This is a genomic window from Martinezella multihospitum (assembly GCF_900094585.1).
Taxonomy (GTDB): domain Bacteria; phylum Pseudomonadota; class Alphaproteobacteria; order Rhizobiales; family Rhizobiaceae; genus Rhizobium; species Rhizobium multihospitium.
The window spans coordinates 82,608-98,072 of sequence record NZ_FMAG01000012.1; the positions used below are offsets into that span (position 1 = coordinate 82,608).

A 15,465-nucleotide genomic window follows, 5' to 3' on the forward strand; every position below is an offset into this window, starting at 1 on the left:
GGGTTTTTCGCCTGTGCCGAAATGGGGCGATTTCAGGGAGTTTTCATGAATTTGTTGCGTCGCATCATGCCATGCGCGCCATGTCCTCGCGGCGGATTTCGTAGAGCAACGGCCTGCCTTCGATGAAGCGGATGACTTCGTCGACCGCCATCTCGCCGAGGCGGGTCCGCTCCAGCCCGATGGCGCCGGCGATATGCGGGGTCAGGAAGACATTTGGCAGATCGTAGAAGGCCGATGCCGCTTCCGGAATTTCCGGGTCGGTGACGTCGATGATCGCGTCGATGCGGCCGGTTTTCAGGATGGTGATCAGGGCCATTTCGTCGACCAAAGCACCGCGCGCCGTGTTGATGAAAGTTGCCCCGTCTCTCATCAGCGACAGGCGGTGAGCGTTAATCATATGCCGTGTGGCGGGCAGGGACGGGGCGTGCAGCGAGACGATGTCGGCCGCTGCCATCAGGGCGTCCAGTTCGGTCTTTTCGACGCCAAGGCGTAGTGCTTCGACTGTATCGACCATCGGATCATAGAGCAGGATGCGGTAGTCGAAAGGCGAAAGCAACTCGATCACCCGCCGGCCGATGCGCGATGCGCCGATGATGCCGACGGTTCGTTGGTAGTTGCCGATGGCCTCTGCTTGTATGGGTATCGTCCGCTGGCGGTTGCGATCGGCAACGTAGAAATCGCGGAATCGAAAAACCTTCTTGCCGGCAAAGATGATGGCGGCAAGCGTGAATTCGGCAACCGGCAGGGCATTGGCCTGGGCGGCATGGCTGACGAGGACGCCCCGATCGAACAGGCTGTCGCCGAGCAGGCCCTTCACCGTGCCGGCGGAATGAGCCACCAGCTTCAGATGTGGCGCCAGCGCCAGCGTGGCGGCATCGATGGTCGGCGAGCCCCAGCCTGTGATCAGGATTTCGGTTTCGGCAAGTAGCTTTGCCGCACGCGCGTCGCCGAAGCTCTGCATCGGCGCGGCGTCCAGCACGCGCCCGATGGTATCGAGACGCCGGATCAGCGCTTCCGGCAGCACATGCTGCGTGCGCGATGGCTGCATGGCAAAGGTGATGGCCGGCCGGCCGGAAGCAGATTGCGTCATGGCAGGCGACCGGGCGCTTCGATGGCGCTGACTGTGATGCCCTTGTCTTTGGCGAGGGCACGCAAGGCGTCGATATCGGGCCGAGCAGGCGGTTTCGCCCAGGCGTGTTGGACCGCGGAGGGATCCTTTTCCGCCAGCACGGCGGAGACGAGAATGGTTTCGCCTGCGGGAATGCTGCCGCGCAGCTGCGGTACCAGAGTTTTCGCGGCGATGAGGTTGGTGTTCGGCGGCGCCTTCTGCGCGGTGCCCTCGCGAGCGATGGTCGAGCCAAGGTCGACAATGCCGCTGAAATCCTCTTCGCCGATCGCATAGGCGGAACCGGTCGCGGATGAGAGCGTATCGGCTTCCAGATCGCGCCTTGCAATGGCGAAGCCGCCTTCGGCCGTCTGCAGCGGCTGTGGCGTGCTGATCCTGTGCAGGCGGATATGCCAGGGCGCGGCCGGCACGAGCCATGTCTCCACGGTCACATCCGGATAGGGCGACCATTTGGCGTAGAGCGTATCGCCGGCGAGCTTGGCTTCTTCATTGGTCTCGCGCACACGGTAGTGCAGGCCGTCGTCGCTGAAGGCGAGCATGCTGTCGAAGGCGCCGCCGGCAAAGATGCGCTCGTCGCTTTCGACGCTGAAGCCATAACGGGCTGAATAGGCGAATTTCGAGTATTTCTCCGCGCCGAAGCGCATCTGCTGGTTTTCCTGGCCGGAGGAGAGCGCAACGACATCGGCCTTGCTGCGCATCAACACCATGCCGGGATGCTTTTGCGGGATGATAGCCGGCTCATTCTCCGGCGGCTTTTCTTCCGCTGTCCAGAAGGGATGCGTTTCAGGCAGCGCCAAGGGCAGGAAGGCCTTGAAGGCCCAATAGGGGGAGCCGGCGGAATTATAGTTTTCCGACATCAAGAGGTTGGGATAGGCAAAGCCGATCGGCAGGGTGCCGTCGCGATGGGCGATCGGCTTGTCAGCCCACCAACGCAGGTGCCGGAGGCACAAGCCCTTGATCTCGCCCCATGGCAGCGCCTCGACATCGGCAAAGGCGAGCGCCGACCAGAAGCCCGCGCAGGCGAAGCGATAGGTGAGGCTGCGGCCGAAGGGGATGGTGGCGCCGTCTGGCGCGAACCAGTGACGGAAATCCTCGGCGAAGAGGATGGCACGCTCGCGGTAGCGCTTGGCGCGATCGTCATCCACGAGCTTGGAATAGATCAGCCCGTAAAAGTGCATGGCGAAGGGAATGTAGTGATCGATGCGCCGGACATTGCCGTCGCGATACCAGCCATCAGCGATATAGAAGCCGTCCAGTTCGTTCAGGTAGCTTTCCGTCAGGCTGCGGTCGAAGGTGGCGCCGAGCCGGTTAAGCGCGATATCCACGAAGATGCGGAAGAACTTCCAGTTGTTGTCGGCATAATCGAAGCTGCGGGCATGCTTGAGATAGGTGATCAGATTGTCGCGGGCGCGTTGATCGAGCGGCTCCCAGATCTTTTCCGGCACAAGGGCGAGCGCAAAGCCGAGCGCGGCCAGTTCGACCATCCGCTGATCGCGGCCGTTGACCGTGCCCCAATATTCCGGATGCTTTGGATCGACGCCGTTGGCGAGGCCTTCGGCGTAGCGACCCCAATGGCTGAAATCGCCGCCGCCCGCGCCGAGTGGAGCCAAGCCCCAGAGCGGGCGCGCGAAACCTTCGAGATCGGCGGCGGCACGGTCGAAATGGGCGCCGGCAGCATCGATGCGGACGCGGGCATTGCCCCCGGAGAAATAGGGCAGCAGCGGATTAAACAGGTCGGTCAGCGCGCGGCGCATGTCCGGGAGGGTTTTCAGCGGGTTGCCGGCAAGCGGATTGGAGCTGGCGGGGTCATAGATCATCGGTTCGGCTTTCTTGATCGTTTCCGCGGCGGGATTGGATTTCAGGTTTCAGGTGGCAGCGTGCCGCCGGCAATCGGCTGCACGCCGTGGCAGATGTGGCGGGCCGGTGCCTCGCGGTCACGGAAGCGCGCGATCATCAGGCCGATGGCTTCGCGGCCCAGCGCCGCGCGATCGACGCGCATGGTTGCCAGCCGAGGATTGGTCATCAGGGCGCAGGGCAGGTCGTCGAAGCCGACGATGGCGAAATCCTCCGGCACGCGCAGACCGGCTTCCGTCACGGCGTCAAGCGCGCCGACGGCAATGAAATCGTTCATGCAGAACGCCGCGGTGTAGCCCTCACCGGCGGCAAGGATCTCGGCGGTCTTGTCATGGGCCTCGTGGCTAGAGCTGCCGCGGAAATTCATCGGCACGAGCCGGCCATGGGCGCCTTCGACCGAAGCGATCGCGGCTTCGAAGCCGCGCACGCGCTCGCGGATCGTCTGGCGATGCGAGCCGGTCAAATGCAGGATGCGGCGGTGACCGGCATCGAGCAGGCGCCGGGTCGCATTGTAGGCGCCGAAGAAGTTCGAGGGCGAAACGCCATCGAATCTCAGCTTCGGGTCGGTACCGTTGACAAGCACGGTGGGCGTGCCGCTGGCCTCGAGCCATCGGCAGAGTTCCTCCGAGGGGTCGATGCCAACGAGGAAGAGGCCTTCCGCGCCGGCCGTCTGCAGATATTCCTTCACCAGCTCCGGTTCCGTCCGCGCCTCGCGGACGAGGCGGATGTCGAAGCGCATGCCACGCTCGGCGGCTCCTGCGCGCAAGCCCTCCAGGATGCCCTCATAAAAGACGCTCAAGCCGCCGGTGACGCTGTCGCTGGCGATCAGTGCCAAACCTCCGGTCTCGGCCTCCGGGGCCGTTTTCAACGGATAGCCGAGATCGCTCGCCACCTTGAAGATATGCTGGCGGATCGTCTCGCTGATGCCGGGTTCATTGGTGAGGACCCGCGACACGGTCGAAACCGAGACGCCGGCCGCAGCGGCGATGTCGGCCTGTCTGATGCGTTTGGAGCGAATATCGTTCATATCGCAAATGCTATGCAAAATTATGCAAATTTGCAATAGAAAGATTTTTTATTGCGCAGTGCAAAGAGTTTGCATATCCTCGCGCCACTTGTCCGCTGAAGGCGTCGGGGAGATCGCCGCGGATGACAACGCAAGAGGGAGGAATCTCATGCGCATGAACCGTCGTACATTCATGATTGGAGCCACTGGCGCCGCAGCTGGCCTTGCCTTCGGGGGAGGCGCGATGCCGGCCTTTGCGGATGCGACGCAGCTCAGGGCGATGTGGTGGGGCTCGCCCGATCGCGGCAAGCGCACGGTCGCCGTGGCAGAGCTGTTCCACAGCAAGAACCCGGATTTGTCCGTCATTGGCGAGAGCATCAGCGGCGACGGCTACTGGGCGAAGCTTGCAACAGGCATGGCGAGCCAGAACATCGCCGATGTCTTCCAACTCGAGCCGAGCACGATATCCGACTATTCCAAGCGCGGCGCCTGCATGCCGCTCGACCAGTTCGTGCCCTCGACACTGAATGTCGATAGTTTCGGCAAGGACGTGCTGAAGCTGACCACGGTGGATAACAAACTCTACGGCGTCGGCCTCGGGCTCAACTCCTTCGCGATGTTCTATGACGAGGACATGTTCAAGAAGACCGGCCTGACGCCACCCGGTCCGACCACCACATGGGCCGAATATGCCGATCTTGCGGTGGAGATGACCAAGGCCGCCGGCAAGCGCGGCTATTGGGGCGGCCCTTATGGCGCGCGCTACAATTATGTCCTCGATGTCTGGCTGCGCCAGCGCGGCAAGAGCCTCTTTACGGAGGAGGGCGGGCTCGGCTTTAGTGTCGACGATGCCAAGGAATGGTACAGTTATTGGGAAGACCTGCGCAAACGTGGCGGCACGGTCTCCGCCGATGTCCAGACGCTCGACCAGAACGTCATTGAGAGCAATTGCCTGGCGCTCGGCAAATCGGCCATCGGCATGGCCTATTCCAACCAGCTCGTCGGCTATCAGCTCGTCGTCAAGAGCAAGCTTGCCGTCACCATGCTGCCGCGCGAGAAGAAGGATGGCCCTTCCGGCCATTATTATCGTCCTGCGCTGATCTGGAGCGTCGGCGCCACCAGCAAGAACGGCGAAGCGGCGGCGAAATTCATCAATTTCTTCGTCAACGATGTCGAAGCCGGCAAGATCCTCGGCGTCGAGCGCGGCGTGCCGATGTCGCCTGCCGTGCGCGCCGCCATCCTGCCGACGCTCAATCCGGTCGAGCAGCAGACGGTGCAATATATCGAGCTGTTGAAGGATCAGGTCGGCACCTATCCTGTGCCGGCACCGCTCGGCTCCGGCGAATTCGACCAGAACGTCGCGCGCCCCGTCGCCGACCAACTCGCCTTCGGCAAGATCACGGTTGCCGAGGCAGCGAAGCGGCTGGTGGAGGAAGGGGCGACGAAATTGAAGCGGAAGAGCTGAGCGGAGGCTCAGCTGAGGCTTCACAGTAGGCGGAGAGGCTACCCCCCTCTGTCGCTGTCGCGACATCTCCCCCACAAGGGGGGGGGATTGGTAACCTGCGGCGCAGCCGCGCCTCAAACCAGCATTGTATCCGTAGAGACTGAGCGACGTTGCGCTAACGAAAGCGGCTGCGAACTCCCGACGATCTCCCCCCTTGTGGGGGAGATGTCACGAAGTGACAGAGGGGGGTATTACACTCTCCTCAAGTTCCACCGCTAATATCTACTTCCCATCCCAGGGCTTCAGCGCATCCTGCTTCAGCTGTCGCTGCGTTTCAGGCGGCAGCTTGTAATCGCCTTTGTAGGGCGCGCTTTCAAACGAGCCGTAGGTCGGGTTGGCAATGGCGATCCAGTCGTGGCCGAAATGCGCGGCATTGGCTTCGAAGGCCTTCTGACGCTCTTCGATGGTGCCCTTGTAGTCGTCGGTGAAGTCGCCGAAATTGTCGCCGAACATCAGGAGAATGCGATAGTTCTTGGCGATGAAGGCGCGGCGCGTGCCCTTGGCCGAACCCCAGTCCGGCTGCTCCTTGGCGCTGAGGAAAGTGTCGACATTGTCGCCCATCGGGAAGCCGAAACGCTTCAGTTCCTCAACGGTCGGGCCTTCCTCGTCGACGGTGCGGTTGGTGACGTAGAACACCTTCACACCCTTCGAAGCCGCGTATTGAGTGAATTCCACCGCGCCGGGGATCGGCTTATCTTGCTGGGCATTCACATATTCCGTCCAGGTCTCCGGCTTGAAGCTGGTGCCAGCTGTGATGTTGCGCGCCTGATAGGGCGACGTATTGAGAATGGTGTCATCGACATCGAGGATGATGGCCGGAGGAAAGTCCTGGAAATTACCGGTTTGCTCCACAGGAGCTGCCGTCCAGTTCTTGTCAGCCAGCGCTTCGTCAAGCCGGATACGGCCGAGCGCATAGGCACCAAGTGCATTGGCCTGCGCCTCCACCGAGGTCTGATCCCAAAGAACGGCATTGAGATTATCGTCGGGCATGGCGGCCGGCAGATCGGCGGCCAAAGCCGGCAAGGCGGACGCAAGGCCGATCACGAATGTCAGCTGCCTTAAATATCTGTTTTCCACTCGGTTCTCCTTTATGAAATTCCGGAAATCAACGCGTCGCATCAACGATTTCAAACAGGCGTCAAAGTCTTGATCCGGGTAAGGATAGTTTGCGCGTGGACGGAATGTGTCAAGTATATGACAGCGCACGAATCCGCGTTCCCTTGGTTTTGGTTTGCGCCGCCGCCTGTGTCGGGCGCCTCTGGGTGAGGGCATTTCTGATAAAGGTCGTGCTTCAGCCCTGGAACAACAAAATGCCGGGGCCTTTCCAGACCCCGGCACCGCCGCATCTCACTGTCGATCAAGCCTACTTCTGGGCGTCAGCCCAGCTCTTGACCAGTTCGTCGTAATTGACGGTGATCGGCTTTTCCTTCTCGGTCGCGATCTTCAGCTGCGGAGCGAGATGGCCGTTCTTGACGGCATCGGCGTTCCAGTAGGCAAGATCGTGCTCTTCGGCGAGCTTCGGGCCGATGTCGCCCTGAACGCCGGCGCGTTCCAGGCGCTGCAGCACCTTTTCCTGGTCGGCGCAAAGAGCGTCCATCGCACCTTGAGCGTCCTTGGCACCCGATGCGGCATCGCCGATCGCCTGCCACCAGAGCTGCGCAAGCTTCGGATAGTCAGGAACGTTCGTGCCGGTCGGCGACCACTGCACGCGGGCCGGCGAGCGATAGAACTCGATCAGACCGCCGAGTTCCGGCGCGCGCTTGGTGAAGCTCTTGTCGCGGATGGTGGATTCGCGGATGAAGGTGAGGCCGACATGGCTTTTCTTCACGTCCACCGTCTTCGAGGTGACGAACTGCGCATAGAGCCATGCGGCCTTGGCGCGGTCGACCGGGGTCGACTTCATTAGCGTCCAGGAGCCGACGTCCTGATAGCCGAGCTTCATGCCGTCCTTCCAGTAGACGCCATGTGGCGAGGGAGCCATGCGCCACTTCGGCGTACCGTCCGAATTCATGACCGGCAGGCCGGGCTTGACCATGTCGGCGGTGAAGGCGGTGTACCAGAAGATCTGCTGGGCGACATTGCCCTGTGCCGGAACCGGACCGGATTCCGAGAAGGTCATGCCTTGCGCTTCCGCCGGGGCGTAGGCCTTCAGCCAATCGAGATACTTCTGGATCGAGTAGACGGCGGCCGGGCCATTGGTGTCGCCGCCGCGGGCGACGCAGGAACCGACAGGGCGGGAATTGGCATCGACCTTGATGCCCCATTCATCAACGGGCAGGCCGTTCGGCAGGCCCTTGTCGCCGTTGCCGGCCATCGACAGCCAGGCATCGGTGAAGCGCCAGCCGAGCGACGGGTCCTTCTTGCCATAGTCCATATGGCCGAAGACCTTCTTGCCGTCGACATCGCGACCGGTGAAGAACTGGGCGATATCCTCATAGGCCGACCAGTTGACCGGCACGCCGAGATCATAGCCATACTTGGCCTTGAAATCGGCCTTGTTCTTCTCGTCGTTGAACCAGTCGTAGCGGAACCAATAGAGGTTGGCGAACTGCTGGTCGGGAAGCTGGTAGAGCTTCTTGTCAGGAGCTGTCGTGAAGCTGGAGCCGATGTAGTCGGCGATATCGATGCCCGGATTGGTGACGTCCTTGCCTTCACCGGCCATCCAGTCGGTCAGGTTACGAACCTGCTTATAGCGCCAATGCGTGCCGATGAGATCGGAATCGTTGACCCAGCCGTCATAGAGGTTCTGGCCGGTCTGCATCTGTGTCTGGATCTTCTCGACGACGTCGCCTTCCTGGATGACGTCATGGGTGACCTTGATGCCTGTTATGGCGGTGAAGGCCGGAGCGAGAACCTGCGATTCATACTGGTGGGTCGTCAGGGTTTCCGAAACGACCTTGATTTCCATGCCCTGGAAAGGCTTGGCCGCATCGATGAACCACTGCATTTCCTTTTCCTGGTCGGCGCGCGAGAGCGTCGAAACATCGCCGATCTCCTTGTCCAGGAATGTCTTGGCTTCGTTCATGCCGGCGTGCGCCGTGCCAGCCAAGGCCAGCAGGGCAACTGCCGTTGTCGTCAAGAGATGCCGTCGCATATATTCCTCCCTACAGGTTGCGAGTGCATTGTCAGCCGGCCGGATGTCCGGCCGTCTGTATCGATTTGCCTTACTGCTCCGCATGACCGGATGGGCAACGGGGCGGTAACGGGTTGAATTTCCGCGCTAGACCAGACGGAAGACGCCGATGGCGTAAACAACGGAAAGAGCAAGAGCCCACCACAGGCTTGGGCCTCCCAGACCCAGCCAGGCGAGATGGATGAAGGCGGCGCCGAGCAGCGAAATGAATAGCCGGTCGCCGCGCGTCGTTTCAAAGCGCAGAATGCCGAGGCGAGGGTTGCCGCCGGGAGCAAAATACTCCCACACGGCCATGCCGATCAGCAGCAGCAGGATCGTCGCGAAAAACAGCGCCGTCGGCAGCGTCCAGGCCATCCAGGAAAAGTCTGTATTCATGGCGGTTTTCCTTTAGACGCGGCCGAGCGCGAAGCCCTTGGCGATGTAGTTGCGGACGAAATAGATGACGAGTGCGCCGGGGATGAGCGTCAGGACACCGGCGGCGGCAAGCAGGCCCCAGTCCATGCCGGCAGCCGAGACCGTGCGCGTCATGACGGCGGCGATCGGCTTGGCATCGGTCGTCGTCAAGGTACGAGCGATCAGGAGTTCCACCCAGGAGAACATGAAGCAGAAGAAGGCGGCGACGCCGATGCCGCTTGCGATCAGGGGAATGAAAATCTTGATGAAGAAGCGCGGGAATGAATAGCCGTCGATATAGGCCGTCTCGTCGATCTCCTTCGGCACGCCGGACATGAAGCCTTCGAGGATCCAGACCGCCAGCGGCACGTTGAAGAGGCAATGCGCCAGCGCCACGGCGATATGGGTGTCGATCAGGCCGAAGGCCGAATAGAGCTGGAAGAAGGGGAGCGCAAAGACCGCCGGCGGCGCCATGCGGTTCGTCAACAGCCAGAAGAACACATGCTTGTCGCCGAGGAAGCGGTAGCGCGAGAAGGCATAGGCTGCTGGAAGGGCGCAGGCGACCGAGATCACCATGTTCATGACGACATAGGTGATCGAGTTGATATAGCCCTTGTACCAGGACGGATCGGTGAAGATGATCGTGTAATTGCGCAGCGTCGGCTGGTGCGGATAGAGCGTCAGTCCGCTGATAATCTCTTCGTTCGTCTTGAAGCTCATATTGATGAGCCAGTAGATCGGCAGCAAAAGGAAGATGATGTAGATCGCCGGCACCAGCCAGGACAAACGCCCCCTTTCGCCATGACGGCGGGCAACCTGCGTGCCTGTCGCAGCAGCCGCATTTACGGCTGCGGAAGCGGCCATCTTGTGCATCGCGGCGTCATCGGCCGTGGTGGATAGAGGTTTGCCGCTCATCGGCTTGCTCCCGCATCGTAATTGGTCATGACGGTGTAGAAGACCCAGGACAGCAGGAGCACGATCAGGAAATAGACGAGCGACATGGCTGCGGCCGGGCCGAGGTCGAACTGGCCGAGCGCCATCTTCACGAGGTCGATCGACAAGAAAGTCGTCGAATTGCCCGGGCCGCCGCCTGTGACGACGAAAGGCTCCGTATAGATCATGAAGCTGTCCATGAAGCGCAGCAGCACGGCGATCAAAAGCACGCGGTTCATCTTCGGCAGCTGGATATAGCGGAAGACGGACCAGCGCGAGGCGCCATCGATCTTGGCGGCCTGATAGAAGGCATCCGGAATGGAAGCGAGACCGGCGTAGCAGAGCAGCACGACAAGGCTCGTCCAGTGCCAGACGTCCATGATGATGATCGTCGCCCAGGCATCTGCCGGATCGGAGACGTAATTATAGTCGATGCCGAGATTGACGAGGACGTAGCCCATCAGCCCGATATCGCTGCGGCCGAAGACCTGCCAGATCGTGCCGACGACGTTCCACGGAATGAGCAGCGGCAGGGCCATCAACACCAGGCAGACGGGAACGCCGATGCCCTTCTTCGGCATGTTGAGCGCGATGAAGATACCGAGCGGCACCTCGATCGCCAGGATGACGAAGGAGAAGATCAGATTGCGGATCATCGAGTCCCAGAAGCGGCCGGAGTGGAGGATCTCTTCGAACCACTGCGTGCCCGCCCAGAAGAATTGATTGTTTCCGAAGGTGTCCTGTACCGAATAGTTCACGACCGTCATCAGCGGAATGACGGCGGAAAAGCCGACCAGCAGCAGAACCGGAATGAGCATGAACCAGGCTTTGTTGTTCCAGGTCTTCTCCATCGTCAGGCTCCCATTTCGATGCGCCAGGAGTCGGCGTAGATATTGATGCCGGCGGGATCGAAGGCGATGTGTGGCTCGGCCGGCACCGTCTGGTCCTCGCCGATGACGGCGACGATGTCCTGGCCGTCGAGCTTGGCGCGGACGACCTTGCGGCGGCCGAGATCCTCGACCTTTGTGACGGTGGCGGGCATGCCCTCGCGGCCGATACGGACGAATTCGGGGCGGATACCGAGTTCGGAGCGGCCGCCACGCTTTTCCAGCGGTGCGCCGGGCAGCGCGATCGTGCGGTTGCCGAGGCGTGCGCTGCTGCCTTCGATTTCGATGGGCATGACGTTCATGCCGGGCGAGCCGATGAAATAGCCGACGAAAGTGTGGCGCGGGCGCTCGAACAGGTCGTTTGGCGTGCCGATCTGCACGACTTCGCCGTTGTACATGACCACTACCTTATCGGCGAAGGTCAGCGCCTCCGTCTGATCGTGGGTGACATAGACCATGGTAAAGCCGAAGCGGCGATGGAGCTGCTTCAACTGCGAGCGCAGCACCCATTTCATATGCGGGTCGATAACCGTCAGCGGCTCATCGAACAGGATGGCGTTGACGTCGGAACGCACCAGGCCGCGACCCAGCGAAATCTTCTGCTTGGCATCGGCCGTCAACCCGCGTGCCTTGCGGTGAGCGCTGTCGGAAAGGCCGATCATCTCGATGATCTCGTCGACCTTGCGCTTGACCTCTGCCTCCGGAACATGCCGGTTGCGCAGCGGGAAGGCGAGATTGTCGTAGACGGTCATCGTGTCGTAGACGACCGGGAACTGGAAGACCTGGGCGATGTTGCGCTCCTGGGTCGACAGCCGCGTCACGTCCTTGCCGTCGAACAGGATGCGGCCCTCGGAGGCCTGCACGAGGCCCGAGACGATGTTGAGAAGGGTGGTCTTGCCGCAGCCTGAAGGGCCGAGCAGCGCATAGGCGCTGCCATCTTCCCAGCTGTGGTTCACTTCCTTCAGCGCATAGTCAGCGTCGGATTTCGGGTGGTCGTTGTAGGCGTGCCGGATGTGGTCAAGATCGATGCGGGCCATTGTCTCTCCTCAGGCGGCTTGTTGCAGGGCGGGAGTGACGGCGGAGCCATCGGTGTCGAAGACCATGATGTGGCGCGGGTCGATATAGACATCGATCGCATCGTCGACATCGATATCCTGTACGCCCTGGGTCAGCATGACCCAGCGCTGGCCGGCAAAATCGATGTGGATGAAGCTCTCCGAGCCGGTGATCTCGGTCACCATGACCCTTGCCGGCGCGGCGACGGCTTCCGGCGTTTGCGGCGCAAGCGCCAGATGATGCGGCTGGAAGGCGATCGTGTAGCGGCCATCCGGCCGGTCTTCCAAACCCTTCGGCACGGGCAGGCGGATGTTGCCATCAAGCGCGAATTCCCGGCCACGCTTGTCGAGCGTGATCGTGTTCAGCGGCGGGTCGGCAAAGGTGGTGGCGGTGATCAGATCCCGGGGATTGCGGAAGACGTCGATCGTCGATCCGAATTGGGTGATGCGGCCTTGCGACAAGGTGGCGGTATTGCCGCCGAGAAGCAGGGCTTCGGATGGCTCGGTGGTGGCATAGACGAAAATCGCGCCGGATTCGGCAAAGATCTTCGGCAATTCGGCACGCAGTTCCTCGCGCAGCTTGTAATCGAGATTGGCAAGCGGTTCGTCGAGCAGAACCAACCCGGCATTCTTGACGATGGCGCGGGCAAGCGCCGTGCGCTGCTGCTGACCGCCGGAGAGGCTCAAGGGCAGGCGATCAAGGAAGGGGCCGAGGCGCAGAAGATCGGCCGCTTTCTTTACTTCCTGGTCGATGATATCAGCACTTTTGCCGCTCAACCGCATCGGCGAGGCGATGTTGTCGTAGACGGTCATCGCGGGATAGTTGATGAACTGCTGGTAGACCATCGCGACGTTGCGGCGCTGCACCGGCTGGCCGGTCACATCGGTGCCGTCGACATGGATCGTGCCCGTGGTCGGCTTGTCGAGGCCAGCCATCAGCCGCATCAGCGAGGTCTTGCCCGACAGCGTCGGCCCCAGCAGCACATTCAGCGTGCCACGCTGCAACGTCAGATTTGTTTCTGCGATATGCGTTTCGCCGCCGACAGACTTCGATACGCCCCTGAGTTCAAGCACGATAGATTCCTTCCATGCGCCGCATATCAATGCCGCCGCGAGGATTGCGAAGAGACCGATCCGTCCTGTCGTTGCCGGACGGTGCCTGCTGCTGAGATTATGATTGTTCGGAAGTGGATTGTGCCGATCTGCCCGCGGAACTGTCGCGCCGGCAAGGATTGCGCCAGGCGACGTCGATGGCCATGCAGACGGTGCCGCCAGCCATGCCATTTTCCGTATCGATCTGATGTTCGGACAATTATCCCTCCCCCTGTTTCGATTTGCATCCCTCACGCGAAAACCGAAACAAGAATGACGATAAATGAAGATAAAGGAATGTCAAACGAAAACTGATCGCGTTTCAGTTTCGCTTCATTAATCTCATCTTGAGCGTGTTTTAGCGATTTATTGCATGCCAGGTAAGCAATTGATTGGAATTGCAAATGGGGGCGACGGGCTCTTCGCCGCATCCGCGCGGATCGCGGTTGCCGGGAAGTCCCGTTGTCCGTTTCGACAGTTGAGCGCTTAAAATGGCAGCGGAGCCAGCACTGAATGCAAGGCGAGATCTGCAACGCCCGAGGGTAAATTGGGGGAGGCGATCGATAGCGGGATGCAGCAGGGCGGAGCTTCTGGAGAGCTTTCTTCATCGCGGTCTGTGCGATCGCGCCATTATCGGGCTGCAAATGAAAACCGCCCCTCAAACAATATAAGGGGCGGCAATGTTCGAAATATGCGGCGCGCGCTTAGCGCGCGGCCCAGTTGGCGCCGCGGCGGAAGATGGTCTTCATTTGCGGCACGTCGAATTCCTTGGCCTGGTGGCCGAGCGAGGAATAGAAGACGCGGCCCTTGCCGTATTTGCGCTTCCAGGCAACCGGCATGACGACACCGTCGATCCAGTAGGCATGGTCGCCGGTGAAGGTGGTGGTCGCCAGCACCTCGTTCGACGGATCGACATGCATGTAATATTGCTCCGACGTGTAGGGGAAATCGGTGATCCCCTCCATGATCGGGTCGTCCGGGCGGGTGATATTGACCGTGTAGTCGATGATGTTGCCGGGATGGGCGACCCACTGGCCGCCGATGATGAACTGATACTCGACGCTTTCGCGGAACGAGTCGCCTGCGCCGCCATGATAGCCGGCTATGCCGACGCCGCTTTCGATCGCGGCGGCGAAGTTCTTCACCTCTTCCTTCTCGATCTTCGACATGGTGACGATCGGCACGATCAGGCTGAGATCGTGGATCGACGGATCGGCGAAGGCCTCGGTGCTGTTTTCGAGGTAGACCTTGAAGCCGTCCTCTTCCAGCATGTCGCGGATGATATGGGCGCATTCCTGCGGTTCGTGGCCGCTCCAGCCGCCCCAGACGATAAGTGCTTCACGCATGATAGTCCTCCTGAAATTGTGTCGTTAGCGGCCGATCTGCCCATCCACCAGGGATTCGGACAGAGGTGCCGGACGCTCCGTTTGCGTCGCGATGGTGACCGTGCGCCCACTGTCGGAAGCCGTCTGGAAGGCTTCCATGACCTCAAGCACATGCAGCGCGAGGCTGCCGTTGGCGCGGTGCGGACGGTTCGAGCGGATGGCGTGCGCCATGTCGGCGACGCCGAGCGAGCGGTAGTTGCCATCGGCATAGGGGGCGGTGATCTCGCACTCGGCAAATTCGCCGCCCTTTTTCAAAAACTCGACCGGGCCGCCGAAGCGGTTGGGATCGGGCACGATCAGCGTGCCCTCGGTGCCGTAGACTTCGAGCGGCACATGCTTGTGGCCAGCCACATCGAAGCTCATGCCGATCTGGACGACCGCACCACTGGCAAAGGCCATGACGCCGGCAACATGCGTCGGCACATGTACCGGGATGTGCTCGCCGTTGCGCGGCTCGCTGGTGATGACGCGCTCCTTGCGCGGCGTCACCGCAAAGCCGGCGACCTGCGAGACGGGGCCGAGCAGGTTGACGAGATCGGTGATGTAATAGGGACCCATATCAAGCATCGGGCCGCCGCCAACTTCGTAATAGAAAGCCGGATTCGGATGCCAGCGCTCATGGCCCGGGCACATGAAGGTGGCGGTGCCGCCGACCGGGATGCCGATCGCGCCCTCGTCGATGATGGCGCGCGCCGTCTGGTGGCCGCCGCCGAGGAAGGTATCGGGCGCTGCGCCGATGCGCAGGCCCTTGGCGGCAGCCGCATCCGCAAGCTTCTTGCCTTCGGCGAAATTGATGCCGAGCGGCTTTTCCGAATAGGTATGCTTGCCGGCGTCCAGCGCCTGCAGACCAACGGCGACATGCGCCTTCGGTATGGTCAGGTTGACGATGATCTCGATGGAGGGATCGGCGAGCAGAGTGGCGATATCGACCGCCTTCAGGCCGAATTCGGCGGCTTTTGCCTCGGCGAGTTCACGATTGAGGTCGGCGACACCTTTGATGTCGAGAATGGGAAAGGATTTCATGGCGGTGAGATAGGCGCCGGAAATGTTTCCGCAGCCGATGATGCCGATACCGACCTTGTTCATAAGCTTCCTCC

General features: G+C 61.2%; 14 protein-coding genes. 1 reads left to right on the plus strand and 13 read right to left on the minus strand.

Annotated elements, in window-relative coordinates; genetic code table 11:
- Positions 1-64: 64 nt before the first annotated feature.
- The 3 genes from GA0061103_RS31655 to GA0061103_RS31665 are packed head-to-tail and all read right to left on the minus strand — an operon-like array spanning position 65 to position 4,007.
- The gene (locus GA0061103_RS31655) at positions 65-1,090 is read right to left on the minus strand and encodes a hydroxyacid dehydrogenase (RefSeq protein ID WP_092719132.1); all 1,026 of its coding nucleotides are present in this window, start codon (positions 1,088-1,090) and stop codon (positions 65-67) included.
- Complete coding sequence (locus GA0061103_RS31660; protein WP_092719137.1) at positions 1,087-2,943, minus strand: DUF2264 domain-containing protein; 1,857 nt, start codon at positions 2,941-2,943, stop codon at positions 1,087-1,089. Before GA0061103_RS31660 ends, GA0061103_RS31655 begins: the two co-directional genes overlap by 4 nt.
- A 41-nt stretch (positions 2,944-2,984) precedes the next feature.
- A complete protein-coding gene (locus GA0061103_RS31665) occupies positions 2,985-4,007 on the minus strand; it encodes a LacI family DNA-binding transcriptional regulator (protein WP_092719141.1) in 1,023 nt (340 codons plus the stop codon).
- Between the two features lie 148 nt (positions 4,008-4,155).
- Between GA0061103_RS31665 and GA0061103_RS31670 the strand changes: the two genes are divergently transcribed.
- Entirely contained in the window at positions 4,156-5,451 is a 1,296-nt protein-coding gene (locus tag GA0061103_RS31670) for an ABC transporter substrate-binding protein (protein ID WP_092719145.1), read from the plus strand.
- A gap of 261 nt (positions 5,452-5,712) precedes the next feature.
- On the opposite strand, the gene GA0061103_RS31675 is transcribed toward GA0061103_RS31670, so the two are convergent.
- The 10 genes from GA0061103_RS31675 to GA0061103_RS31715 all read right to left on the minus strand — a co-directional run bounded on the left by GA0061103_RS31675 (position 5,713) and on the right by GA0061103_RS31715 (position 15,454).
- Entirely contained in the window at positions 5,713-6,567 is an 855-nt protein-coding gene (locus tag GA0061103_RS31675; protein ID WP_092719307.1) for a 5'-nucleotidase, lipoprotein e(P4) family, read from the minus strand.
- A 286-nt stretch (positions 6,568-6,853) separates the two neighbouring features.
- Positions 6,854-8,584 carry an ABC transporter substrate-binding protein gene (locus GA0061103_RS31680; RefSeq protein ID WP_092719148.1) on the minus strand — a complete coding sequence of 577 codons (1,731 nt, stop codon included), beginning with the start codon at positions 8,582-8,584 and terminating at the stop codon, positions 6,854-6,856.
- Between the two features lie 126 nt (positions 8,585-8,710).
- Positions 8,711-8,998, minus strand: coding sequence for a DUF2160 domain-containing protein (locus GA0061103_RS31685; protein ID WP_092719151.1), 288 nt, complete (start codon positions 8,996-8,998; stop codon positions 8,711-8,713).
- A gap of 12 nt (positions 8,999-9,010) precedes the next feature.
- Positions 9,011-9,880 (minus strand): carbohydrate ABC transporter permease, encoded by an 870-nt coding sequence (locus GA0061103_RS31690; protein WP_245304937.1) that lies wholly within the window; start codon positions 9,878-9,880, stop codon positions 9,011-9,013.
- 47 nt (positions 9,881-9,927) lie between these two features.
- Entirely contained in the window at positions 9,928-10,800 is an 873-nt protein-coding gene (locus GA0061103_RS31695; RefSeq protein ID WP_015341585.1) for a carbohydrate ABC transporter permease, read from the minus strand.
- A 2-nt stretch (positions 10,801-10,802) separates the two neighbouring features.
- Positions 10,803-11,873 carry an ABC transporter ATP-binding protein gene (locus tag GA0061103_RS31700; RefSeq protein ID WP_092719153.1) on the minus strand — a complete coding sequence of 357 codons (1,071 nt, stop codon included), beginning with the start codon at positions 11,871-11,873 and terminating at the stop codon, positions 10,803-10,805.
- Between the two features lie 9 nt (positions 11,874-11,882).
- Positions 11,883-12,965 carry an ABC transporter ATP-binding protein gene (locus GA0061103_RS31705; RefSeq protein WP_092719314.1) on the minus strand — a complete coding sequence of 361 codons (1,083 nt, stop codon included), beginning with the start codon at positions 12,963-12,965 and terminating at the stop codon, positions 11,883-11,885.
- A gap of 97 nt (positions 12,966-13,062) precedes the next feature.
- On the minus strand, positions 13,063-13,203 hold the full coding sequence (locus tag GA0061103_RS35180) for a hypothetical protein (protein ID WP_167376677.1): 141 nt from the start codon (positions 13,201-13,203) through the stop codon (positions 13,063-13,065).
- Between the two features lie 484 nt (positions 13,204-13,687).
- Positions 13,688-14,329 carry a ThuA domain-containing protein gene (locus tag GA0061103_RS31710; protein ID WP_092719156.1) on the minus strand — a complete coding sequence of 214 codons (642 nt, stop codon included), beginning with the start codon at positions 14,327-14,329 and terminating at the stop codon, positions 13,688-13,690.
- Between the two features lie 24 nt (positions 14,330-14,353).
- Positions 14,354-15,454 (minus strand): Gfo/Idh/MocA family protein, encoded by a 1,101-nt coding sequence (locus GA0061103_RS31715; RefSeq protein ID WP_092719159.1) that lies wholly within the window; start codon positions 15,452-15,454, stop codon positions 14,354-14,356.
- Positions 15,455-15,465: the final 11 nt, after the last annotated feature.

Coding starts and splice junctions, on each gene's coding strand:
- GA0061103_RS31710 (WP_092719156.1), bottom strand. CDS start 14,329: ATGCGTGAAGCACTTATCGTCTGGGGCGGCTGGAGCGGCCACGAACCG.
- GA0061103_RS31695 (WP_015341585.1), bottom strand. CDS start 10,800: ATGGAGAAGACCTGGAACAACAAAGCCTGGTTCATGCTCATTCCGGTT.
- GA0061103_RS31660 (WP_092719137.1), bottom strand. CDS start 2,943: ATGATCTATGACCCCGCCAGCTCCAATCCGCTTGCCGGCAACCCGCTG.
- GA0061103_RS31715 (WP_092719159.1), bottom strand. CDS start 15,454: ATGAACAAGGTCGGTATCGGCATCATCGGCTGCGGAAACATTTCCGGC.
- GA0061103_RS31680 (WP_092719148.1), bottom strand. CDS start 8,584: ATGCGACGGCATCTCTTGACGACAACGGCAGTTGCCCTGCTGGCCTTG.
- GA0061103_RS31690 (WP_245304937.1), bottom strand. CDS start 9,880: ATGGCCGCTTCCGCAGCCGTAAATGCGGCTGCTGCGACAGGCACGCAG.
- GA0061103_RS31665 (WP_092719141.1), bottom strand. CDS start 4,007: ATGAACGATATTCGCTCCAAACGCATCAGACAGGCCGACATCGCCGCT.
- GA0061103_RS31700 (WP_092719153.1), bottom strand. CDS start 11,873: ATGGCCCGCATCGATCTTGACCACATCCGGCACGCCTACAACGACCAC.
- GA0061103_RS31655 (WP_092719132.1), bottom strand. CDS start 1,090: ATGACGCAATCTGCTTCCGGCCGGCCGGCCATCACCTTTGCCATGCAG.
- GA0061103_RS31670 (WP_092719145.1), top strand. CDS start 4,156: ATGCGCATGAACCGTCGTACATTCATGATTGGAGCCACTGGCGCCGCA.
- GA0061103_RS31685 (WP_092719151.1), bottom strand. CDS start 8,998: ATGAATACAGACTTTTCCTGGATGGCCTGGACGCTGCCGACGGCGCTG.